The 20,307-nt window shown below is 68.7% G+C and carries 22 protein-coding genes; 7 read left to right on the top strand and 15 right to left on the bottom strand.

The genetic code is table 11. The features are described from left to right. The first annotated feature begins 143 nt into the window (after positions 1 to 143). On the top strand, positions 144 to 689 hold the full coding sequence (locus QM624_RS19135; RefSeq protein WP_415094796.1) for a hypothetical protein: 546 nt from the start codon (positions 144 to 146) through the stop codon (positions 687 to 689). Positions 690 to 788: 99 nt separating this feature from the next. Further along, a complete protein-coding gene (locus tag QM624_RS19130; protein WP_415094794.1) occupies positions 789 to 2,207 on the top strand; it encodes a phospholipase D-like domain-containing protein in 1,419 nt (472 codons plus the stop codon). Positions 2,208 to 2,246: 39 nt separating this feature from the next. On the opposite strand, the gene rocD is transcribed toward QM624_RS19130, so the two are convergent. The 3 genes from rocD to QM624_RS19115 form a co-directional block, all read right to left on the bottom strand. Next, a complete protein-coding gene (rocD, locus tag QM624_RS19125; protein WP_415094792.1) occupies positions 2,247 to 3,488 on the bottom strand; it encodes an ornithine--oxo-acid transaminase in 1,242 nt (413 codons plus the stop codon). 130 nt (positions 3,489 to 3,618) lie between these two features. Beyond that, a complete protein-coding gene (locus QM624_RS19120; RefSeq protein ID WP_415094790.1) occupies positions 3,619 to 4,878 on the bottom strand; it encodes an ABC transporter permease in 1,260 nt (419 codons plus the stop codon). Then, complete coding sequence (locus tag QM624_RS19115; RefSeq protein WP_415094788.1) at positions 4,875 to 5,810, bottom strand: ABC transporter ATP-binding protein; 936 nt, start codon at positions 5,808 to 5,810, stop codon at positions 4,875 to 4,877. The genes QM624_RS19120 and QM624_RS19115 overlap by 4 nt, the downstream gene beginning before the upstream one ends. 72 nt (positions 5,811 to 5,882) lie before the next feature. Between QM624_RS19115 and QM624_RS19110 the strand changes: the two genes are divergently transcribed. Together QM624_RS19110 and QM624_RS19105 are read left to right on the top strand one after the other, a co-directional pair. Continuing rightward, a complete protein-coding gene (locus tag QM624_RS19110; protein ID WP_415094786.1) occupies positions 5,883 to 6,377 on the top strand; it encodes a universal stress protein in 495 nt (164 codons plus the stop codon). Next, a complete protein-coding gene (locus QM624_RS19105; protein ID WP_415094784.1) occupies positions 6,374 to 6,895 on the top strand; it encodes a ribonuclease domain-containing protein in 522 nt (173 codons plus the stop codon). The genes QM624_RS19110 and QM624_RS19105 overlap by 4 nt, the downstream gene beginning before the upstream one ends. A 67-nt stretch (positions 6,896 to 6,962) precedes the next feature. Here QM624_RS19105 and QM624_RS19100 read toward each other — a convergent pair whose 3' ends face one another. From QM624_RS19100 to QM624_RS19085, 4 genes are read right to left on the bottom strand one after another with little or no spacing between them, the layout of a single operon-like run. Next, positions 6,963 to 7,880, bottom strand: a complete 918-nt coding sequence (locus tag QM624_RS19100; RefSeq protein ID WP_415094782.1) for an ABC transporter substrate-binding protein — start codon at positions 7,878 to 7,880, stop codon at positions 6,963 to 6,965. 32 nt (positions 7,881 to 7,912) lie between these two features. Next, positions 7,913 to 8,575, bottom strand: a complete 663-nt coding sequence (locus QM624_RS19095; RefSeq protein ID WP_415094780.1) for an ABC transporter permease — start codon at positions 8,573 to 8,575, stop codon at positions 7,913 to 7,915. After that, entirely contained in the window at positions 8,572 to 9,213 is a 642-nt protein-coding gene (locus QM624_RS19090; protein ID WP_415094778.1) for an ABC transporter permease, read from the bottom strand. The genes QM624_RS19095 and QM624_RS19090 overlap by 4 nt, the downstream gene beginning before the upstream one ends. 1 nt (position 9,214) lies before the next feature. Then, on the bottom strand, positions 9,215 to 10,045 hold the full coding sequence (locus QM624_RS19085; RefSeq protein WP_415094776.1) for an ABC transporter ATP-binding protein: 831 nt from the start codon (positions 10,043 to 10,045) through the stop codon (positions 9,215 to 9,217). Between the two features lie 102 nt (positions 10,046 to 10,147). On the opposite strand from QM624_RS19085, the gene QM624_RS19080 reads away from it, so the two are divergent. Continuing rightward, positions 10,148 to 10,432 carry a GNAT family N-acetyltransferase gene (locus QM624_RS19080; RefSeq protein ID WP_415094774.1) on the top strand — a complete coding sequence of 95 codons (285 nt, stop codon included), beginning with the start codon at positions 10,148 to 10,150 and terminating at the stop codon, positions 10,430 to 10,432. A 1-nt stretch (position 10,433) separates the two neighbouring features. Here the strand turns inward: QM624_RS19080 and QM624_RS19075 are convergent, their stop codons facing one another. From QM624_RS19075 to QM624_RS19050, 6 genes are all read right to left on the bottom strand, one after another. Continuing rightward, the gene (locus QM624_RS19075) at positions 10,434 to 11,165 is read right to left on the bottom strand and encodes a glutamine amidotransferase (protein ID WP_415094772.1); all 732 of its coding nucleotides are present in this window, start codon (positions 11,163 to 11,165) and stop codon (positions 10,434 to 10,436) included. Then, the gene (locus tag QM624_RS19070) at positions 11,162 to 12,289 is read right to left on the bottom strand and encodes a carboxylate-amine ligase (protein ID WP_415094770.1); all 1,128 of its coding nucleotides are present in this window, start codon (positions 12,287 to 12,289) and stop codon (positions 11,162 to 11,164) included. Before QM624_RS19070 ends, QM624_RS19075 begins: the two co-directional genes overlap by 4 nt. Before the next feature lie 91 nt (positions 12,290 to 12,380). Next, positions 12,381 to 13,220 carry a hypothetical protein gene (locus QM624_RS19065; protein WP_415094768.1) on the bottom strand — a complete coding sequence of 280 codons (840 nt, stop codon included), beginning with the start codon at positions 13,218 to 13,220 and terminating at the stop codon, positions 12,381 to 12,383. Between the two features lie 74 nt (positions 13,221 to 13,294). After that, positions 13,295 to 14,791 carry an FG-GAP repeat domain-containing protein gene (locus tag QM624_RS19060; protein WP_415094766.1) on the bottom strand — a complete coding sequence of 499 codons (1,497 nt, stop codon included), beginning with the start codon at positions 14,789 to 14,791 and terminating at the stop codon, positions 13,295 to 13,297. A gap of 90 nt (positions 14,792 to 14,881) precedes the next feature. Continuing rightward, positions 14,882 to 15,199, bottom strand: a complete 318-nt coding sequence (locus QM624_RS19055) for a zf-TFIIB domain-containing protein (protein ID WP_415094764.1) — start codon at positions 15,197 to 15,199, stop codon at positions 14,882 to 14,884. Positions 15,200 to 15,203: 4 nt separating this feature from the next. After that, the gene (locus QM624_RS19050; protein WP_415094762.1) at positions 15,204 to 16,046 is read right to left on the bottom strand and encodes a phosphotransferase family protein; all 843 of its coding nucleotides are present in this window, start codon (positions 16,044 to 16,046) and stop codon (positions 15,204 to 15,206) included. A 33-nt stretch (positions 16,047 to 16,079) separates the two neighbouring features. Here QM624_RS19050 and QM624_RS19045 point away from each other — a divergent pair, with 33 nt between their 5' ends. Continuing rightward, positions 16,080 to 16,406: a putative quinol monooxygenase gene (locus QM624_RS19045; RefSeq protein ID WP_415094760.1), complete on the top strand. Its 327-nt coding sequence runs from the start codon at positions 16,080 to 16,082 to the stop codon at positions 16,404 to 16,406. Here QM624_RS19045 and QM624_RS19040 read toward each other — a convergent pair. Together QM624_RS19040 and QM624_RS19035 are read right to left on the bottom strand one after the other, a co-directional pair. After that, positions 16,382 to 17,239: an Fpg/Nei family DNA glycosylase gene (locus tag QM624_RS19040; RefSeq protein ID WP_415094758.1), complete on the bottom strand. Its 858-nt coding sequence runs from the start codon at positions 17,237 to 17,239 to the stop codon at positions 16,382 to 16,384. The two genes, QM624_RS19045 and QM624_RS19040, sit on opposite strands and share 25 nt — an antisense overlap. A 309-nt stretch (positions 17,240 to 17,548) precedes the next feature. After that, complete coding sequence (locus QM624_RS19035) at positions 17,549 to 18,475, bottom strand: hypothetical protein (protein ID WP_415094756.1); 927 nt, start codon at positions 18,473 to 18,475, stop codon at positions 17,549 to 17,551. 214 nt (positions 18,476 to 18,689) lie between these two features. Here QM624_RS19035 and QM624_RS19030 point away from each other — a divergent pair, with 214 nt between their 5' ends. Further along, complete coding sequence (locus QM624_RS19030) at positions 18,690 to 20,285, top strand: Cas10/Cmr2 second palm domain-containing protein (RefSeq protein ID WP_415094754.1); 1,596 nt, start codon at positions 18,690 to 18,692, stop codon at positions 20,283 to 20,285. Positions 20,286 to 20,307 lie beyond the last annotated feature (22 nt).

Raw genomic sequence — 20,307 nt, 5'->3', positions numbered from 1 at the left:
GGGGGGCGTAGTTGCCGGTGGCTTTTGTTTTCGTGGGGTTGGGCCCGGATTGGGCCGGGCACTTCGGCTTTCTGCAGCAGGTGCAACGCCGGGGCCGGTTGCGGCGTTGTTCGGGTATGCGAGCGTTGCTGCGTCTCCTGGTCATGGCCGTCCTCGCGGTCGGTGGGGTGGCCGCGGTCCCGGCCCCGGTGGCCTGCGCCTGCTCGTGCAAGGGCTTCACCGCTGGTGAGGCGGTGGACGCGGCGTCCGTGGTCTTCGGCGGCGAGGTGATCTCGACGACCGAGCCGAGCAGCCTCGCCGTCGGTGACCCGGTCTTCTACCGGATCCGGGTCGACCGGGTCTACAAGGGCGAGCTACCCGAACAGGTGGTGGTCTCCTCAGCCGCCGGCGAGCCCAGCTGCGGCATCCGGCTGGCCGGCAAGGTCACTGTGTTCGCCACCGGCACGGTGGACGCCCTGCAGACCAGTCTGTGTGCCGCCCCGATCAAGCTGGACGTGAAGGCGCTCGGCGCCGCGCGTCGCCCGAGCGGCACGCCACCGTCTGTCACCCCTTCCGAAACAATGCCGCCTTCGCCCCCGCCGGCGCGGACGGCCGAGGCGCCGAGCTGGCTGCTTCCGGGCCTGGCGATCCTGGCCGTGGTGCTGACCGCTGCCTCCGGCATTCTGCTCGTCCGCCGGCGGCGTCCCTGACGCTCGGCTGCGCGGCCACTATCCTCCCAACGACGGGGGAGGCCAGTCCTCCGGTCTGGAGGGCGCAGGATGGATTGGACCGGATGGTTCGGCATCACGATGACCATCATCGATCTGGCGATCAGGGTCGTCGCGGTGGCCACCATTCCGCACAATCGGCGTCCGTCGTCGTCGCTGGGCTGGCTGCTGCTGATCATGATCACGCCGCTGCTGGGCATGGTGATCTTCCTGCTGATCGGCAGCCCGTTCGTCCGCGGCCGGCGCCAACTCGTTCAGGAACGCGGCGACAAGATGATCACCAGCCGCGCGGAATCTCTGCCCGATGTGCCCAAGGGTGCCGAGCTGCCGGACGGGCTGAGCAGCCTGGTGCGACTCAACCGCGAGCTCACCTCGCTGCCGATGCTGGCCGGCACCAGTCACGGGCTGTACGGGGACTACACCGCCTCGCTGGCGGCGATGACCGAAGCGGTCCGGGACGCCCGGGCCCGGGTGTACGTCGAGATGTACGCGATGGCCCGCGACCACGCCACCGAGGACTTCTTCGACGCGATGGCGGACGCCGTCCGGCGCGGCGTGACGGTGCGGGTGCTCTACGACCACATCGGGTCGCGCAAGTACCCGGGGTTCAAGCAGATGAACGCGTGGCTGGACGCCCACGGCATCGAGTGGCGCCAGATGATGCCGATCAAGCCGCTGCAAGGACGCTGGCGCCGGCCCGACCTGCGCAACCACCGCAAGCTGCTGGTGGTCGACAGCGAGGTGGCGTTCATGGGTTCGCAGAACATGATCGACTCCAGCTACCTGATGCCGGCCAACCTCAAGACCGGACGGCACTGGCTCGACCTGAACATCAAACTGACCGGACCGGTGGTGGCCTCCATCGAGGCGGTCTTCGCGCTGGACTGGCTGACCGAGACCGGTGACTCGCTGGCCGAGCACGTCCAGCAGCCCGGGGCCGATCCGGGTGGCCAGCCGATGCAGCTGGTGCCCTCGGGTCCGGGCTACCGGACGATGCCGAACCTGCGGCTGTTCACCGCGCTGATCCACCGGGCGCAGCACAGCCTGTCGATCACCAGCCCGTACTTCGTGCCCGAGGACTCGCTGCTCGAGGCGGTGACGACCGCCGCCTACCGCGGGGTCGACGTCGAGTTGTTCGTCTCCGAGGAGGCGGATCAGTTCGTCGTGCACAACGCCCAGGCGTCGTACTACGAGGCGCTGCTCGAGGCCGGCGTCCGGATCTATCTCTATCCGAAGCCGACCGTGCTGCACGCGAAGTTCTTCACCGTCGACGACGTGGCCGGGGTGATCGGCTCGTCGAACATGGACTACCGCTCGTTCGGCCTCGACTACGAGATCTCGCTGCTGGGAACGGCGCCGGAGTTCGTCGCCGACCTGCAGCAGATCGCGGACGGCTATCGGCAGACCTGCCGGGAGTTGACGGCGCAGGAGTGGGCGGCCAGGCCGCGCATACAGCGCTACAAGGAGAACGTCACCCGGTTGATGGCGATCCTGCAGTAGCTGCGCGGCCCAGCCCTCTCGGGCTCAGCCTTCTCGGGCTCAGCCCTTTTCGGCGCGGGCTTCGGCCAGGGCGTCGATCAACGCGTCGATCGCCTGGTCGAGTTCTTCCCGCTCGATGACCAGCGGCGGCGCCAGCCGGATGGTCTTGGTGTGGGTGTCCTTGGCGATCACGCCGCGGTTCAGCAGCCGGTAGCAGATCGACCGGGCGCTGCCCAGGTACGGGTCGATGTCGACGCCGGCCCACAGGCCCTTGCCGCGGACGGCGTCCACGCCGTGGCCGATCAGGCCCTTCAGCCGGGAGTGCATATGGGCACCGAGCTCGGCGGAGCGCTGCTGCAGTTCGCCGGTGCGCAGGATCTCGATCGCGGCAAGTCCGACCGCCGCGGCCAGCGGGTTGCCGCCGAAGGTGGAGCCGTGCTGACCCGGGTGCAGCAGGCCCAGCACGTCGCGGTTGCCGACGACCGCCGAGACCGGCATGATGCCGCCGCCGAGCGCCTTGCCGAGAATGTAGAGGTCGGGCACGACGCCGCTGTGGTCGCAGGCGAAGGTGGTGCCGGTGCGACCCAGTCCGGACTGGATCTCGTCGGCGATGAACAGGATGTTCCGCTCGGTGCACAGCTCACGCAGCGCCGGCAGGAAGCTCTTCGGCGGCACGATGACGCCGGCCTCACCCTGGATCGGCTCGACCAGCACCCCGACGGTGTTGGCGTCGATCTCGTCGGCGATGGCCTGGATGTCGCCGTAGGGCACCGTCCGGAAGCCGGGGGTGAACGGGCCGAAGTTGCGCCGGGCGGTCTCGTCGTTGCTGAACGAGATCACCGTGGTGGTGCGGCCGTGGAAGTTGTTGGCCATCACGATGATGTTGGCGTGCCGCTCTTCGACACCCTTGGTCTCGTAGCCCCACTTGCGGGCCAGCTTGATCGCCGACTCGACCGCCTCGACGCCGGTGTTCATCGGCAGCACCATCTCTTTGCCGCACAGTTCGGCCAGCGCCTGGATGAACGGGCCGTAGGTGGCCGAGAACACCGCGCGGGAGGTGATGGTCACCTTCTGCAGCTGCTCGGCGGCGACCTTGGTCAAAGCAGGATGGCAGTGCCCGAAGTTGACCGCCGAGTAGGCCGAGAGGAAGTCGAGGTAGCGGTTGCCGTCGATGTCGGTCAGCCAGGCGCCCGAGCCGGATTCGATGACGACCGGCAGCGGCAGGTAGTTGTGCGCACCCCAGGTCTCGGTCTGCTCGATTGCCTGCTGCTGCGTGGAGCTCAGTCCTCGACGGTCTGTCATGCGAAATCCTCCGCTCGGTTACCTCTTCGACCGCAATACTTACGGTCGAAACGTTTTAGGACGCGATAAAGCGCCGAGCGTAAGGGTAGCGGAGGACGTCCGCACGCGCTAGGCGGAAGTAGTCAGAAGGTTACCGTCCCGCCTTCCACCCCAAAGCCCGGCCGATCTTCACCCGGCTGCCGTAGCTGATCGACCCGGTCCGGAACAGCCGCACACCGAGGGTCAGGAACAGCCAGCCGCAGACGGCCAGGATGACCAGGGAGATCAGCGCCTCCCACCAGTAGAGGCCGCCGGTGGCGTTGCGCAGCAGTGCCGATACTGGAGCGGTGAGCGGGAAGAAGGTGAAGATCTGCGACACCACCCCGTGCGGGTCCGAGACCAGCAGCGAAGCCGCGTAGAGCGGAATGAACATCGACATCACCACGATGCCGAAGGTGTTGCCGGCCTCCTTCGCGCTGGGCATCACCGCACCGATGGCGACCAGCAGCCCGGTGAACATCAGGAAGCTGAACAGGAAGAGCAGGAAGCCGATCGCCATCGAACCGGCGTTGATCGGGAACGATCCCAGCATCGGCACGCCCGCCGACGGTTCGGCCAACCCGAGGCTGCTACTGAACAGGCCGAAGACGATGCTCGCCGGAATGCCGACCACCAGGCCCTGGACGATCCCGATGCCTACCAGCGCCAGCACCTTGCCGACGATCAGCGTGGTCGGGTTCATCGTGGTCAGGATCATTTCGGTGACCCGGTTCTCCTTCTCTTCCAGAGTGACGTTGAGCATCTGGTTGCCCAGCATCAGCACCGCCATGTAGAAGAGCACCAGGAAGATGCCGGGTGCGATGACCCCGGCGATGCCCGCGGTCGGCGCTCCGTCGGCATAGGTGACCAGTTGCACCTCGGGCGGATGGACGGCCAGCTTGGCCAGCGTCGGATCGCCGATCTTCTTCTCGATGGACGCCTGGAACACCGCCGCGGCAACGGCGTTGTAGCGGCTGGAGTCGAACAGCCCCAGATCCTGGCCCTGGACGTCGATCGGCTGGCTGAGCGGATCCTTCGGATAGTCGATGTGGCATTGCGAGGTGCCGGCCGCCACGGCTTCGCGGGCGGCGGTCGCGTCGCTGACTGGAGTGCCGCCGGCGGCCTTGGCCACCGCCGGGTCGATCAGCCCCGAGGCGTCGGTGTAGGTGAAGGTGACCGACGCCGAGTCCTGGCTCTCGACGCGCTGCGCGGTGGTCTGGCCGCTGAGCGCGATCAAACCGACGACGACCGCGATGAGCAGCGGCACCGACAGCGAGATGAGCCAGAACCGCGGCTTCGAGACGGTGCGGCGGAACTCGAACGAGATCACCGTGCCCAGGTTGTGCCGTCCGGGGGCGCGTCCGTCGCTCATGCGGCTACCTCCTCGTCGCCGTACACCTTCAGGAAGATCTCCTCCAGCGACACCCGCGCGGTGGAGAAGTCACGCAGCTGGACGCCGGCGTCCAGCAGTTCGCGCAGCACCGTGCTGGTGTCGGTGCCCTCGGGCAGCTCCAGCTCGGCGTAGTTGCGTTCCCTGACCGCCACCCGGTAGTTCGCCGAGTCCGGCAGCACGCCGCTGAACGAGAGCCGCATCCGGCGGCCGCCGAACGCGTCCTGCACCTCGGCGACCGTGCCGTAGGCCTCGGCCCGGCCGTCCTTGAGCAGCAGGATGCGGTCGCACAGGCGCTCCACCTCGTCCATCTGGTGGGTGACCATGATCACCGTCGAGCCCTGGGCGCGCTGCTCGTCGACCAGATCCATCAGCAGCCGACGATTGACCGGGTCGAAACCCTTGGTCGGCTCGTCGAGGATCAGGATGCTCGGGGCGTTCATGATCGTGACCCCCAGTTGCACCTTCTGCTGCTGGCCGCCGGACAGCTTGTCCAGCCTGACCTTGGCGTGGTTCTGCAGGCCGACCCGTTCCAGGAAGGTCCGTGACCAGGCGTCGGCCTGATCGCGGCTGAGGCCCTTGAGCCGTCCGAAGTAGACCATCACGTCGATCACCGACTCCTTGCGGTACAGGCCGCGTTCCTCCGGCAGGTAGCCGAGCCGGGAACCCTGCGCCGGGTCGAAGCGGCGGCCCTCGACCAGCAGGCGGCCCGCCGTCGGCTGGTAGATGCCCAGCAACGCGCGGATCGTGGTGGTCTTGCCCGAGCCGTTGGAACCCAGCAGCCCGAACGTCTCGCCGGCGCGGACGTCGAAGCTCAGATCGTCGATGACGACCTGATCGCCGAAAGCCATCCGGAAGTCCTGCACCTCGATGACCGGGGTGGGGATCGCCGGGGTGATTGGTCGATCGCTCATGCCTCCACTTGACCACGTCGATCAAGCCCGAAGCCAGCCCGCCCCGCCCGGGCTGGCCACTAGAGTCAATGCATGGAAGCGCCATTGCCCATCATCGTCGGCAACGACGGTTCGGATTTCGCCAAGCTCGCCACGCATCGGGCGTTGTGGTTGGGCCATCAACTGCAGGCACCGGTACACATCGTCCGGGCCTGGTCGATCAGCACCGCACCGCGGCCGGCCAGCTGGTCGCCGGGCTACGTGCCCCCCGCCGACGACTTCGAGGCCGCGGTTCGCGAGCGGCTGGAACGCGACGTCGCCGCGCTGCTCGCCGAGTTCCCCGAGGTCGAGGTGACCCTGGAGACGCCGCACGGTCCACCCGGACGGGAACTGCTGAAGGCCTCCCAGGGTGCCCGGATCCTGGTCGTCGGCACCCGCGGCGCCGGTGGCTTCAAGGGGCTGCTGATGGGCTCGGTCTCCGACCAGGTCGTCGAGCACGCCACCTGTGACGTGTTGGTGGTGCGCCGGGGCATCGACGAGCAGTCGCCCGGACGCCGGGCGCGGCTGGACGGCATCTTCGACCAGTGAGCGGGCCCGCCCCGGGGCGCCGTCCGGCCGTTCGGCGTCCGCTGGTCGTTCTCGGCCTGCTCGTCGTGCTGGTGCTGGCCGGCCTGCAGTGGTGGTACGGCGGCTCAGACCGCTCCACGACGCCGCCACCGAGCGCGACGGTTCCGGTCTCAGCGTCGCCCGCCTCGAACCGCGCGACCCGGACGCCGAGCCCACGGACCAGCACACCGGCCTCCTCGGGCCTGCCCGCGTGCCAGAACGTGCCGAGGGAGGTGACCACCGCCGTCGCGGCGGTGCGCAACGACGGCCCCTACCTGCGACCCGACGACGACGGCGGCACGTTCGCCAACCGGGAGGGTCTGCTGCCCGCCGAACCACGCGGGTACTACCGGGAATACACCGTGCGTGCGCCCGGCGTCCGGTTCCCCGGGCCGCGGCGGCTGATCACCGGCGGCCAGGCACGGGCGGGCGCCGAGCCGGCGGTGTGGTTCTACACCGCCGACCACTACGCCTCGTTCTGCGAACTCGACGCCGCTTGATGCTGGTTGAGCTTGTCGAAACCTGGCCTCGGCAACCGGGTCTCGACAAGCTCGACCAACGACTGAATCAGCCGAGCAGCCCCTTACTGGTCAGCCAATCCTTGGCGATCACCGCGGACGACTGCTGCTTGGTGACGCTGAGCGCGTTGAGCTGCACCAGCTCCTCGGTGCTCAGCTTGGCGTCGACCGCGTCGATCGCCGCGGCAGCCGCCTCGTTCACCTTGGCGGACACGATCGGCACCACGTTCTGCGGCAGCACCAGGCTCTTCGGATCGCTCAGCGTGGTCAGGTTGTTGCTGGCGATCGACGGATCGGCGGAGTAGATGTCGGCGGTGTCGCACTTGCCGTCCTTCAGCGCCTTGATGGTGAGCGGGCCGCCGGAATCTTCCACCGGCACCACTTCGGCGTCGACCCCGTAGGCGGACTTGAGCCCGGTCGGGCCGTAGGGACGCTTGGCCAGCTCGGAGTTGCCGCACACCTTGATGGTGCGGTTCAGCTTCGCCAGGTCGGCGATGCTGGTCAGCGAATTGGCTTTGGCGAAGTCGGCGGTGACGTTGTACGAGTCCTGATCGGTGGCGGCGGCCGCCGTCAACGGCCGCAGGCTCTGGCCCAGGGCCGCCGGCAGCGCGGCCAGCACCTCCTCGCCGGTGCTGGCGGTGGCCTTCTTGTCCAGGTACTGCAGCAGGTTGCCGGAGTACTCGGGGAAGACGTCGATCTTGCCCGCCTGCAGCTCGGGCAGGTACACCTCACGCTGGCCGATCTGGTACTGCCGGGTGATCGTGAAGCCCTTGGCCTCGAGTGCCTGGGCGTACAACTCGGCGATGATCTCGTTGGAGTAGTACTGCTGCGAGCCCACGATCAGGGTGCCGCCGGCCGAGGCTGGGGCGGACGGCGCGGGGCTGGCCGAGCCGAGTGGATTCGACGACGAGCAGGCGGTCAACGCCAACGCTCCGGCCGCCACCAGGGCGGCGATGCGGATCTTCATGAGGTTCCTTTCGGTCGGGTCTCGGTTTCGGGTCAGACGACGTGCAGCCGGCGGGCGGTGACCCGCTCGGCGATCTCGAACAGTGCCTCCAGGATCAGGGCGATCAGCACCACCAGCAGGGCGGAGGCGAGCATCTGCGGATAGTCCTGGGTCTTCAGGCCGAGGAACAGGAACCTGCCCAGGCCGCCGGCGCCGACGTAGGCGGCCAGCGTGGCCGTGGCGACCACCTGCAGCGTCGCCGAGCGGACGCCACCGAGCAGCAGCGGCAGGCCCAGCGGGATCTCCACCCGGGTGAGCAGCTGCCAGTCCGACATGCCCATCGCCCGGGCGGCGTCGATGGTGCGCGGGTCGATCGCCTCGATGCCGGCGTAGGCGCCGGCCAGCACGGACGGCACCGCCAGCAGCACCAGCGCCACCAGGGGCGCCACCAGGCCGATGCCGAGGATCAGGCCCACTAACGTCACCACGCCCAGCGTGGGCAACGCCCGGGCGGCCCCGGTGGAGGCCACCACCAGTCCGCGTCCGCGGCCGGTGTGCCCGACCAGATAGCCGAGCGGGATCGCGATCACGCTGGCCAGCAGCACCGCCAGCACGGTGTACTCCAGGTGTTCGGCCGAGCGTGCCCACACCCCGCCGCTGCCCTCGGCGTTGGCCGGGTCGAGAATCCAGGCGACGGCCTCGGTGAAGTAGTTCATCGGCGTGCCGCCCGCGTCCAGGGCATCAGCGCCCGGCCGAGCAGCACCAGCAGGGCGTCGACCACCAGTGCGAGCACGACGGTGGCGATGATGCCGGTCAGCACCTCGGCCAGGATGCCGCGCTGGAAGCCGTCCACGAACAACAGCCCCAGGTTGTCCACGCCCAGCAAGGAACTGACGGTGACCAGGCTGATCGTGCTCACCGCCACCACCCGCAGCCCGGCCAGCAGCACCGGCCCGGCCAGTGGCAGCTCGACCTGCCAGAACCGGCCGACCGCCGAGTAGCCGAGCGCGGTGGACGACAGCCGCACCGGCGCGCCGACCGAGGCCAGCGCGTCCGCGGCCGAGCGCACCATCAGTGCCAACCCGTACAGGGTGAGTGCCACGATCACGTTCGCGGCATCACGGACGCCGAACCCGAAGATCGTGGGCAGCACGACGAACAGCGGCAGCGACGGAATGGCGTAGAGCAGCCCGGCGGCGGTCAGCAGGGTGGCCCGCGACCAGTGGTGGGTGGCCGCGAACCAACCCAGCGGCACGGCAAGCACGAAGGACAGCACGATGGCGGGCACGGCGAGCAGCAGATGGGACACGGTCCGAGAGCCGATCAGCTCCAGGTTCGCCAGCACCCAGCCCATCTCAGCTCTCCGCTCGCGGTGGGTCGGCGAGCCGGCCGGCGGGGCGTCCGTGGCTGTCGACCACCAGGGTGCCGCCGGGGGTCTCGCGCAGATGCAGATCGAGGCCGCCGCGGCCCAGGCCGAGGAAGTCGGCGACGAAATCGTCGGCCGGCTCGGCCACCACCTGCTGCGGGCTGCCGGCCTGCGCGATCCGGGCGCCCTTGGCCAGGATCACGATCTGGTCGCCCAGGGCGAGCGCCTCGGCGATGTCGTGGGTGACGAAGACGATGGTTTTGTGCAGTTCCCGCTGAATGCGCAGCAACTCGGTCTGCAGATCGGCCCTGACCAGGGGATCGACGGCGCCGAACGGTTCGTCCATCAACAGGATGTTCGGGTCGGCGGCCAGCCCGCGGGCCACCCCGACCCGCTGCTGCTGGCCGCCGGAGAGCTGATCGGGGTAGCGGTTCGCCATCGACGTCTCGAGCCCGACCAGTTCCATCAGCTCGTGTGCCCGGCGGTGTGCCTCGGCCTTGGGGGTTCCGTTCAGCAGCGGCACCGTGGCGATGTTGTCGATCACCTTGCGGTGCGGCAGCAGGCCGGCGTTCTGCATCACGTAGCCGATCCGGCGGCGCAGCGGCACCGGCGCGATGTCGGCAACGTTGTCGTCGTCTATCCACACCGAGCCCGAGGTCGGGTCGACCATCCGGTTCACCATGCGCAGCAGGGTGGTCTTGCCGCAGCCCGACGAGCCGACCAGAACGGTGGTCTGGCCGCTGGGCGCCTGCAAGCTGAAGTCGCGGACGGCCTCGGTGCCGTCCGGATACGACTTGCTCACGTTGTCGAAGCGGATCATTTGCTCCTACCTAACCCCATCTCGCCCCGATTGTTCCCGGTGCCCCTGACAGTTCCGGACGTCAGCCGGTAGTTTTCACCCCATCGGGCGAGAGGGATGTGGGTGAGCGAGACAGTCGAGCACAACGAACGCAAGCACCGTTTCGAGATCCGCGCGGACGGCGAACTGGCCGGATTCGCGCACTACCACCTCTCGAACGGGGTCGCCGATTTCGACCACACCGAGGTGCAGCCGCGGTTCAACGGACGAGGCCTCGGCACCACACTGGTCAGCGCCGCCCTCGATCAGGTGCGCTCAGCAGGGCAGTGGAAGATTCGGGCCAGCTGTCCGTTCGTGGCGATCTTCGTCAAGCGGCATCCGGAGTACGCCGACCTGGTGGTCGACTAGCTCAGTCCCGCGCGTAGCGGGTGACGAAGTTGCGCAGCAACCGGTGCGGATGTTCGTCCACCCCGGATTTGCGGGCCATCTCGATCAGGATCTCGAAGTCGTCGGGGTGGAAGTAGCCGGCGTTGCGGTAGATCGCCATCCGCTGCTCCAGCGACGCGACGTCCAGCTCGGGGTGGAACTGGGTGACGTAGACGTTGCTGCCGTGCCGGTACATCTGCACCGGGCAGGCGGTGCCGGTGGCCAGCAGGGTGACCCCGGGGGGCGCCCCGTTGCAGGCCTCCTTGTGGCCGACGAACGCCTGGAAGGTCGCCGGGATGCCGGCCAGCAGCGGGTCGTCGGCGGCCTGCGGGGTCAGCGTCACCTCGATCGCGCCGAGGCCCTCGCCGTAGGTCCGGTCGACCGTGCCGCCGAGGTGGACGGTGACCGTCCCGATGCCGTAACACATGCCCAGGAACGGGAAGTCGGCGTCGACGATCTGGTCGAGCACGGTGCGCAGGTCGGCCTCGACCCGCAACTGCAGGTCGGACTTCTCGGCGTCGGAGACGTTGAACGGCCCGCCGCCCAGGAACACCCCGGAGTAGTCGTCGAGCCGCAGCTTCGGCAGCGGACCCGACTCGACCCGGATCTGGATCAGTTCCTCCGGCGCGAGGCCGGCGTGCTGGCGGACCGACTCGTATTCGTCGCCGGCCGCCTTGTCGTGGTCGCGGGTGGCCAGCAGTACGAACGGTTTCACGCCGAGAAGGGTAGCCGTGCGGGTGTGGCGGCACCGGTTTCGTCCACCAGTTGCCGCAGCGCCGCCGCCGGGTCACCGGCCGCGCGCTGCCGCAGGTAGCTGGGTCCGGTGGCCATCAGTTCGGCGACGAAGCGCAACTCGTCGGGGCAGCCGAGTTCGGCGGCGATCGGCTCCAGCCGGTTCAGCCAGTCCTCGATGCCCTCACGGATCGACCGCAGCTTGTCCTTCACCCGGGGGGTGATCACGTCGGTGTCCAGGCCGTAGCGCGCCGCCCGCCACTTGTTCTCCTTCATGAACCACACCGGTAGCCGGGCGATCGCCCGGCCGTCGTCCAGCTCGCGCGACATGTACTCGACCAGGCATTGGGTGAAGGCGGTCAGCGCACCCAGTTCGGCGAAGGTGGGCACCGAGTCCAGCACCCGGTTCTCGACGGTGCCGAAGGTGGAGGGCCGGACGTCCCAGCGGATCTCGTTGGGCGCCGAGATCATCCCGGCGTCCTCCAGTTCGGTCGCGTAGTGCTCGAACTCGTCCCAGCTGTCCATCGGGTAGGGCAGGCCGTTGGTCGGCAGTTGCTGGAAGATCATCGTGCGCTGCGAGGCGTAGCCGCTGTCCTCGCCCTCCCAGAACGGTGAGGACGCCGACAGCGCGATGAAGTACGGCGAGAACCGGGCCAGCCCGTAGGTGATCGGCAACGCCTTGTCACGATGGTCGATGCCGACGTGGATGTGGGTGCCGAAGATCGCCATCTGCCGGCCCCAGTAGGCGTTGCGCTCCTTCACGACGTTGTAGCGCCAGAAGTCGAACGGCTCGGAATCGGCGGCCCTGTCGATCGGGTGAGCGCCGGCGCCGAGCAGCCGGGTGTCGGGGCCGAGGATCTGCTGCACCCGTTCCATGCTCTCGGTCAGGTCGCCCATCGCCTCGTCGACCCGGTGATGGACGCCGGTGACCAGTTCGATCATGTCGGTCAGATACTCGCGGCGGATCGGGCCGGTCTTTGGGTCGTCGACGGCGTCCAGCACCTGCTGGGCGCGCGGCACCAGGCTGAGCGTGGCGGCGTCCACCAGGGCGAGTTCCCACTCGACCCCGATCGTGGACTCGCCCGAGGGCACGAAGTCGAACCGCATCGGTCCTCCCGTCCGGCGACCGGGCGAGGGGCCGGCCGCAGGGGGAGTGTAGTGCGGGGCGCTGCGAACAGGCGAGGCTCGGTGTCGAGGGTTAGGCGTCGACCCAGCCGTAGATGCCCTTGGTCTGAATGACCCGCTCGGTGACCTTGTTCTTGACGTTCCCGCCGATCACCCGCAGCGTCCCATCGGCCAGCACCTCGGTCACGATGTCGACCCGGGTCGAGGTCTTGGGGCTCTGCGGACCGGTGCCGGACAGCACCAGATCACCGACGCCGACCCCGTCCACACCCGGATGGGAGCGGTTGTGCTTCTGGCCCCAGGTGTACAGGTCGCCGCTGAACGAGAACTTCGGCACGACATCGCCCGACTTGTTCCACACCCAGGTGGCGAACAGAGCGTCCCACGGCATGCAGCCGCCGTAGGGAGTGCAGTCCTTCTGGTTCCCCTTGCGTTCGCCGACACCGGCCTGACTACGGGCCTTGGTGACGATGATCTGCTCGACATCGGCCGGTTTCGGGGGCGTCGTGGACGGCGTGGGTGCCGCCTCCTGGCAGACCGAGAGTGCCGCCGAATCGCCGCCGTCGACGAAGACGGTGGAGACGTAGCCGGTCTTCTTCTTCCAGGTGACCTTGTTCCACACGTTGGAGGCGCGGGAGCCGTTGCTGACCGTGGCGCCGACCGTCTTGCAGCGCAGCGTGATCACGGTCTTGTGCTTGATCCGGGCCAGTCGCTTGCTCTGCGTGGTGGGTTCGGCGCGCAGCGACAGCGGCGTGGTCTTGTTGGTGCGGACGGTGCCCTTCACCGGGGGCGCTTGCACGGTCGGCGGCGGGCTGCCCGTCGAACTCGTCGGTTCCGGATCGGAACCCGGCCCGCCGCAACCGGCGAGCAGGGCCGCCAGCATCACCGCCAACGCCGCACCCCGTCTTGCCATGGAGGGACGCTAACACGAGGGACGGGCCGAATCCGCTCAAGGGACAGGTGAGCGGATCCGGCCCGGGCTTTTGGTCAGGCCGCGGCGGCGGTTGCCACGGCCTCGCCGAACAGGGTGTCGGCCGGCGGCGTGGCGGAACCGGTGTCCTCGAGCACCAGCGACCACCAGCTGGTCAGATTGCGCGAGTAGGTCACCGAGCCGGCATCCACGGTGTTGCCGATGTCTTCCTCGGGGGCGCCGATCACCACCCCGTCGCGCATCGCTTCGCCGTCGTTGAGGTTGCCGTTGAGCACGCCGACGGCCGAGCCGAAGCCGTCCCTGAGCTCGGGCTTGCCGGCGATGCCGTCCTTGCCCTGACGGAACACCTTGACCGCACCGCCGCTGCGGTTGGCCCGGAACATCAGCACGGCGCCGGCGTTGAACTGCTTGTCCACCGACTTGCCGGGGATGCCCACGATCGCGGTGAGCTGGTCGAGGGTGTTGACGCCGAGCGCGACCGACGAGCCGAACCAGTCGCCGGTGTGGTTGCTGCCGGGAATGCCGGCGGTGTTCTGATGGACGGCGCGCAGCGAGCGGAACTTCCGGGTGCTCGGATTGAAGTTCAGCACATGCACCTGGCCGGCGAAGTAGGCGGACCCGATCTTCTCGCCGGGGGCGCCGACGAGCACGTAGTTGTCCCGGAAGGCCACCGCGGCGCCGAACAGATCGTCGTTCTCAGCGGTGCCGGGCACACCCTTGGAGTTCTGTGTGACGGCGACGCCCCGGAACGTCGTCGGCTTGGCGGCGGTCGCCGACAGCAGGGTCACCGAACCGGCGTCGGTCCGCTTGCCGACGGCCTCGTTCGGGGTGCCGATCACGATCGTCCGGCCCTGGCCGGCCAATGCCGTGCCGAACCGGTCGCCGTTCTCGGAGCTGCCCGGGATGCCGGGTGAGTTCTGGGTGATCACCGTGCGCGAACCGGTCAGCGCGAAGCCTTTGGTCAGCGGCAGCACCTCGACGCGTCCGGCCTCCCACTTCTTGCCGTCGTCAGCGGTCGGTGCCGACACCACCAGCTGCTGACCGGCGTTCACCAGGCCGGATCCGGTCTGCTTCTGCGGGGTGAGCAGCAGCACCTGGGCGCCGAAGCTGCCGTGGGCCGCGCTGCTGGTGAAGCTGTTCATCAGCGTCAGGGCGTTGCTGGCGCTGCCCTTGACCAGATGGGCAGCGCCCTTGCTGGACGAGCGGCCGGGCGCCCCGATGGCCAGGTCGGCGCAGCCGTCGTCGTTCAGGTCGCCGAGGGCCACCGATTGGCCGAACCGGTCACCCTTGCTGGAGGGCAGGCCCAGATCGGACGCCTTCAACAGGCGGCGCTCGCCGTCGCTGAACAGGATGTCGACGGCGCCGCGCTCGTCGTCGTAGGCCGGGACGCCTACCACGACGTCCGCCAAGCCGTCGCCGTTCAGATCGCCGGCGACACCCTCACCGGCTGCGCAGTTGGCTGCGGCCTGGGCCCGTGGCGGGGCCAGGCAGGTGGTGGAGAGTCCGAGGCCGAGACCGAGGACGGCGGCAACCAGCCGGTGCGAGCGAGACATGGGACCCCCTGTGGTGTGCATTGACACCCCACAGGTGCGCGGTCTGCGCGCGCTGATACGTGCTCTTTCGGGGAAGAGCCGGTCTGCTTGTCAGCTGGAGAAGAACAGGCCGCCCAGGCCCTGGCGGCGGTACCGCTTGCCGCCGCGATGGCCCCACTCGGGCCCGTAGCCGTAGCCGGGGTTCGGCGGCGGCGCGGCCACGAAACGGGCCTCCAGCTGGGTGATGTTCTCCAGCTCGCCGAAGTCGAGGAAGACACCGCGGCAGTTCAGGCACTGTTCGATGTGGATGCCGTTGCGGTCAACGGTGCGCATGCTGCCCGCGCATTTGGGGCAGGTGAAACCGGCGGGAGCATTGCCACCGGGAGCGTACGGCTCGTAGCGGGGCATCGGGTCGGTCGGCGAGGACATGCTTTCACTCTGCCATGCGTCGGCAAGCAGAAAGCAGTGTTTCCGCTGTGCGTCGGCTGTGGCTGTCAACGTCGGAGCGGACGGCGCGGACGGCGGCCACGAAGACCGCGCAGCGGGCCGGCAGATCGAGGCTCGGCCACGGATCTCCGGCTGCCGGAACGGCCGGGCCGCCGGCGTCGCGGTAGGCGTCCAGGAAGGCGTGCCAGGAGTCGTCGTCGAGCAGACCGCAGGCCCAGAACCCGGCCGGCCGGGCCAGGTCCCAGGCCGGGTCGCCGACGCCGACGTCGTCGATGTCGAGCAGCCGCCAACCGTCGGGGCCGCGTCCAAGCTGGCCCAGGTGCCAGTCGCCGTGCAGCAGGGCTCGTCGGGCTTCCGGCTGATCGGTTTCGCGGCTGAGCCGGACGCCGAGCTCGCGCAGCTCGACGGGCGCTCGCCGGGTTGCCCTGGTGAGGCGGTGCGGCCAGCCGTGGGCGGGCAGCTGCGGCGGTGGGGGTGTCCGGTGCAGGCCGGCAAGCAGAGCGCCGAACTGTGCCCAGGGCTGGCGGTCGGCGTCCGGATCGGCGACCTCGACGCGCGGCCAGACGCTCGCTCGGCGTCCGTCGGGGGCGGTGAGGGGGCTGGTGGTCAGCGGTTGGACGAACTGCTCGGTGTCGGCGGCGAGTTGGAGACGAAGGGCCAGGGCCCCCGGATCGGTGCGCGGCGCGTGCAGCTTGACCACCAGGTCGTCGAGGAACCGCAACTCGGTGTCCGAGGTGGTGCCCCGCACCTCGATCGGCCCGCTCCCCGGACGTCCGAGACGGCGCGCCAGGGCACGTGTCCAGGACTCAACCGGGTCGTCGGGTGTCACATTCGCCATTCTTCCTGGAAGGATCGGGGAGAAGTGACCAACCCGACTCTGACGAAAGGCTCGACAACGATGGCGATCACCATGATCTGCAACGTGCACGTGAAGGACGACAGCATTGAGGCGTTCAAGGCAGCCTCGCTGGCCAACGTGGCCGGCAGCCTGGCCGAGCCGGGCATCACCCGCTTCGAACTGATGCAGCAGGTGGACGACCCGACCCGGTTCATCATCTACGAGGAGTACGTCGACCAGGCCGACACGCTGGCCCACAAGGAGACCGCGCACTACCAGACCTGGCGGGCCACGGTCGCCGACATGATGGCGACGCCGCGGAACACCTACAGCTTCGGCGACAAGCTCTGAGCTTTGCGGCCGGCACCGAGTGGGCGCTGTGGACGTCCGTCATCGGTGGGGGCGAGGCCGCCCTGGCAGGACGGGCAGTAAAACATCGTCCGCTCCCGGGTGGGCGGGCCGATCATCGCGACCCGGACGGTGCCGCCGCAACGCCGGCAGGGCCGTCCGGAGCGGCCGTGCGCCCAGGTGTTCTCGCCGTGCCGGGGGCTGCCCGTGGTCGACTGGACGGCATGTCGCCGGCCGTTGTCGAGCAGCCGGTGCGCTCGTTCGACCAGGTGGGTGAGTTGGGCGTCGGTCACCTCGGCGGTCGGCGTCCAGGGGTTGAGGCGTTCGGTGAACAGGGTTTCGGCCGCGTACAGGGTGCCGATGCCGGCCAAGTTGGTCTGGTCGAGTAGCGCTGCGCCGATCGTGGTGTCGGCGGCGGCCAGGTTGGCGACGGCGCGGTCGGCACTCCAGTCGGGGCCGAGCAGGTCCGGACCGAGGTGGCCGACCAGCGTGTGCTCCTCATCGGTGCCGACGACGTCGAGCATCCCGAGGCGTTGACCCAGCCCGGCCCACCGGGTGGTGCTGAGGAATGCCCTGGTCTGGGCGTTGGGGCGGGCGGTGGCGGCGTCCGCGATCAGCCACTGGCCCTCCATCCGCAGGTGCGAGTGGATCGTGTGCCCGGAGTTGAGCCGGTGCAGCAGGTGCTTGCCGCGGCTGACCACCTCGAGCGTGGTGGCTCCGGTGAAGTCCAGGGTGGCGAGGCTGGGCCAGCGCAGTTCGCTGCGGGTCAGCGTTTCGCCGGCGAACGCCTGGTTGAGGCGCTGGGCGGTGCGCCAGACGGTGTCACCCTCGGGCATGTCCCTCCCGCTAGGTCACTTCTGAGTTGCTCCGAGTCGATCATCTGGCGCGGGACGGCGCAACCAGGAACTGTAGGCGAACCTGGTCGGCGGAAGCTGTGACGGGCGGGTGGGTCGGCATGCGTCTGCCGACCCACCCGTTGCTGCTGCTACATGCTCAGCAGCGCGATCGCCAGCGCGATCAGCGTCATGATTCCGTGGATCACCATTTCCCAAACCCCCTCTCAGAGGGGGTTTGGCCTGCCCGTCAGGCACCCCCTCATCAGGGGTACGGATTTCCTCCGCCCAACGGAGGGACCGCAGCGATCCTCAGCTGGCGGGGTCCGCCCAGACCCAGCCCAGGCCGTAGGCCAGGCCGTTCATCAGGTTGGTGAAGGTGGCTGAGTGGACTGAGTCGGGCTCTGGCCGGCTGGCGTCGGCGGCGGGATGCTGGTCATCGAGGCTGGTGGTTGTGGCGCCGTCGATCGTCCAGATCAGTGCCGCAGCCGAGGGTCGTCCGACTCGAACGGTCACCTCGTAGCGGCTACACGGTCGCAGCGGAGCCATCACCAGGTAGGGCCGGAGGCAGTCGAGGGATTCGAAAGTGACTCGGACGACCGTCTGGGTCACGTGACCCACTCGGAGTGCCTGATCCAGTTGAAAGGTGGCTATCCAGGTGCTCGGACTGGTCTGGGTGACACCAGTCAGGGTGCATCCCTCCAGTGCGGTGATGCCGATAGTCCGGCCGATCGCCGAGCGTGGCACGGCGAAGACCTCCCGAATCACCTCCTGACCGTCGTCGAGCGCACGAATGTGCCGACGCATGGTCACCGTCGGGTGCGGGGCCCCGAGGTCTAGATCGGCGCGGTACTCCTCCCAATGCCAGCCCTGGTCGCTGTATGGCCCGGACGGCCGCGGATAGCGGGCCGCGATACCGGCCGCCATCAGCTCTTCGGCACGGCGAAGCCGACGGGTCAGGGTCTTGGACTCGCGTTGGAACAACGGCTCGGCTCGAAGCAGCCGCTCGGCGAGGAATCGCTCGTCGGAGCTGATCCCGCTGGCGATCCGATAGAGCAGCCGCAGTGGTTCCGGGAGCCGAGCGGTCTCTTTCATCAGCAGGTCGATCAAGCGCTGGCGGCACACCGCGTCGGTCAAGCTGCCGTCGAGGCGGAGAATTCGCTGCAGCTCGGGCCCGATCCACTGAACACAGTTGGCTTTGTGGACGCCCCACCCGGCCGGAATCTGCTTGAGTTCCATTCGCAACTCCGCGGCGATCCCCACCGCGCCATCTTGCCGCACACGGCGGGTTGCCGGCAGCCGGATCCAATCATGGACATTTCATCGACAAAGGCTCGCGTCGCCTCCCGGTAGCGCCGTACGGCACCAATACCCTGAGCACGGCTGGGGAGTCCCGGGGGGCACCAAGGAGCGTGTTGGGACGTGCCTCGCCACGCCAGCAGGATTCTCAACGGTGGAGCGCGCGCGTATGCAAGCAACTGACGATCAGCCCGGCTACTGGGTGTTGATTGAGACGGGTTCCAATCAGGAGTTCATCCTGCAGTCGACCCGGCGGCGATTTCAGGTCGGCGCCAGCGGCCTGGTCAAGGATCTGGAGAGGTGGGTGGACGAAGCGATCGCCGCGGTGAACGGGGATCTGACGCCGGTGGTCAAGACGTCCAGCAAGGCGTTGCTGCGGGTGACTGATCGAGACACCGGTCGGAAGGTCGTCGAGAAGGTCACCACCAAGGCATTGCGGGCTGCCCCTGGTCTCGACATCTGGGGCTATGTGGACGACGAATCCACCGAGCCCGGTGACGCGCAGGAGCGCCTGCCGCTGGTGCATGCGCGGCACGCGGCGCTGCGCTGGTCGCGGCCCAGTCCGCAGCAGCGCTTTCCACAGCGCCCGTTCCTCGATACCTGTCCGATCACAGCCACTCCGCCGAGTGTCGTGATTCCCGACCCGACTACCGCAAAAGCGAAGGACAAGAAGGAGCGGGAGAGCCGGCGCCGGATCCCCGCCTCGGCGTTGACCGACAAGGCCTACGACCGCGCCTACCGCGCCATTCAAGATCTTCAGAAGAGGTTCGGCGGCGCGATTCAGCGGAATCTCGATGAGGAGTTGACCAACGGCGGATGGGTGGCCGTGGTGCATGCCGACGGCAACAGCCTCGGCAATCTGATCACCAGCCTGGCCAGCCCTGAGGAGCTCGCAGGCTTCAGCAGGGCGTTGACGGCCGTCACCGAGGCCGCCTTCGGTGAGGCGGTCGAGAGCCTCGCGCGCGAGAACTGGATCGTCCCGTTGATCATCGGCGGGGACGACGTGACCTTCGTCTGCGACGGTCGCCACGCGCTCGCGGTCACCCGCGCCTACCTCGCTGCCTTCGAACGACATGCGGCCGCGACGGAGGCGATCGCTGGTCCTGCTCAGCGCGAGACCGGACGGCGTCACCTGACGGCCTGTGCGGGCATCGCCTTCGTGAAGCCGCACTTCCCCTTTCACGCCGCACACGAACTCGCGGAGCAGTTGTGTCGCTCTGCCAAGACCGCGACGAAGGCGAACGCCGAAGGCCGGTCCTCCTACGACTTCCATGTCGTGCATGACTCTGTGGTTCGGCCGCTGTCGGTGATACGCGCAGGGTTGCGGCGTCCTCCCGGCCCTGCCGGCGCCGGGTCAGCCACGTTGGATCTCTGGTCTGGGCCCTTCCTCGCGCCGTCCGGTGTGGCCGCTGCGAACACCGGGTGGGCCGCCGAACATGAAGACCAGATCCTGATCGACGACGTCGACTTGGTGCTGGAGGCCGAGGTGGACCGCACCCTGAGTGGCTCGGCCATGCACCAGCTTCGCCAAGCCCTGATGCAGCCCCACGACGAGGTACTGCGACGCACCATCGAGCGCGTGGCGGCGTCGTCCGCAGATGCGGGGGTCACCGACTTCCTGGGCCGCAACCTCCCTTCCGGGCGGGTTGCGCAGGGCGGGTGCAGTCGGTTCATGGCCGTCCTCGATGCGGCGGACATGCGGTCCGGCGTCCTTGCCGGACCGCGTCGCGTGGAAGGCGGGAATCAGTGACGACCGAACAGCAGGAGCGTCT

The organism is Micropruina sp. (assembly GCF_047606365.1).
Lineage (GTDB): Bacteria > Actinomycetota > Actinomycetes > Propionibacteriales > Propionibacteriaceae > Micropruina.
The sequence above is the reverse complement of the archived record's forward strand: the minus strand, read 5'-3'. Positions and strand labels throughout refer to the sequence as shown.

Bases quoted from the DNA above. Each gene is read 5' to 3' on its own strand.
- QM624_RS19100 (WP_415094782.1), bottom strand. From the start codon at position 7,880: ATGAAGATCCGCATCGCCGCCCTGGTGGCGGCCGGAGCGTTGGCGTTG.
- QM624_RS19060 (WP_415094766.1), bottom strand. From the start codon at position 14,791: ATGTCTCGCTCGCACCGGCTGGTTGCCGCCGTCCTCGGTCTCGGCCTC.
- QM624_RS19115 (WP_415094788.1), bottom strand. From the start codon at position 5,810: ATGAGCGATCGACCAATCACCCCGGCGATCCCCACCCCGGTCATCGAG.
- QM624_RS19090 (WP_415094778.1), bottom strand. From the start codon at position 9,213: ATGGGCTGGGTGCTGGCGAACCTGGAGCTGATCGGCTCTCGGACCGTG.
- QM624_RS19070 (WP_415094770.1), bottom strand. From the start codon at position 12,289: ATGCGGTTCGACTTCGTGCCCTCGGGCGAGTCCACGATCGGGGTCGAG.
- QM624_RS19110 (WP_415094786.1), top strand. From the start codon at position 5,883: ATGGAAGCGCCATTGCCCATCATCGTCGGCAACGACGGTTCGGATTTC.
- QM624_RS19095 (WP_415094780.1), bottom strand. From the start codon at position 8,575: ATGAACTACTTCACCGAGGCCGTCGCCTGGATTCTCGACCCGGCCAAC.
- QM624_RS19065 (WP_415094768.1), bottom strand. From the start codon at position 13,220: ATGGCAAGACGGGGTGCGGCGTTGGCGGTGATGCTGGCGGCCCTGCTC.
- QM624_RS19035 (WP_415094756.1), bottom strand. From the start codon at position 18,475: ATGGAACTCAAGCAGATTCCGGCCGGGTGGGGCGTCCACAAAGCCAAC.
- rocD (WP_415094792.1), bottom strand. From the start codon at position 3,488: ATGACAGACCGTCGAGGACTGAGCTCCACGCAGCAGCAGGCAATCGAG.
- QM624_RS19040 (WP_415094758.1), bottom strand. From the start codon at position 17,239: ATGCCCGAGGGTGACACCGTCTGGCGCACCGCCCAGCGCCTCAACCAG.
- QM624_RS19130 (WP_415094794.1), top strand. From the start codon at position 789: ATGACCATCATCGATCTGGCGATCAGGGTCGTCGCGGTGGCCACCATT.
- QM624_RS19085 (WP_415094776.1), bottom strand. From the start codon at position 10,045: ATGATCCGCTTCGACAACGTGAGCAAGTCGTATCCGGACGGCACCGAG.
- QM624_RS19055 (WP_415094764.1), bottom strand. From the start codon at position 15,199: ATGTCCTCGCCGACCGACCCGATGCCCCGCTACGAGCCGTACGCTCCC.
- QM624_RS19120 (WP_415094790.1), bottom strand. From the start codon at position 4,878: ATGAGCGACGGACGCGCCCCCGGACGGCACAACCTGGGCACGGTGATC.
- QM624_RS19135 (WP_415094796.1), top strand. From the start codon at position 144: ATGGCCGTCCTCGCGGTCGGTGGGGTGGCCGCGGTCCCGGCCCCGGTG.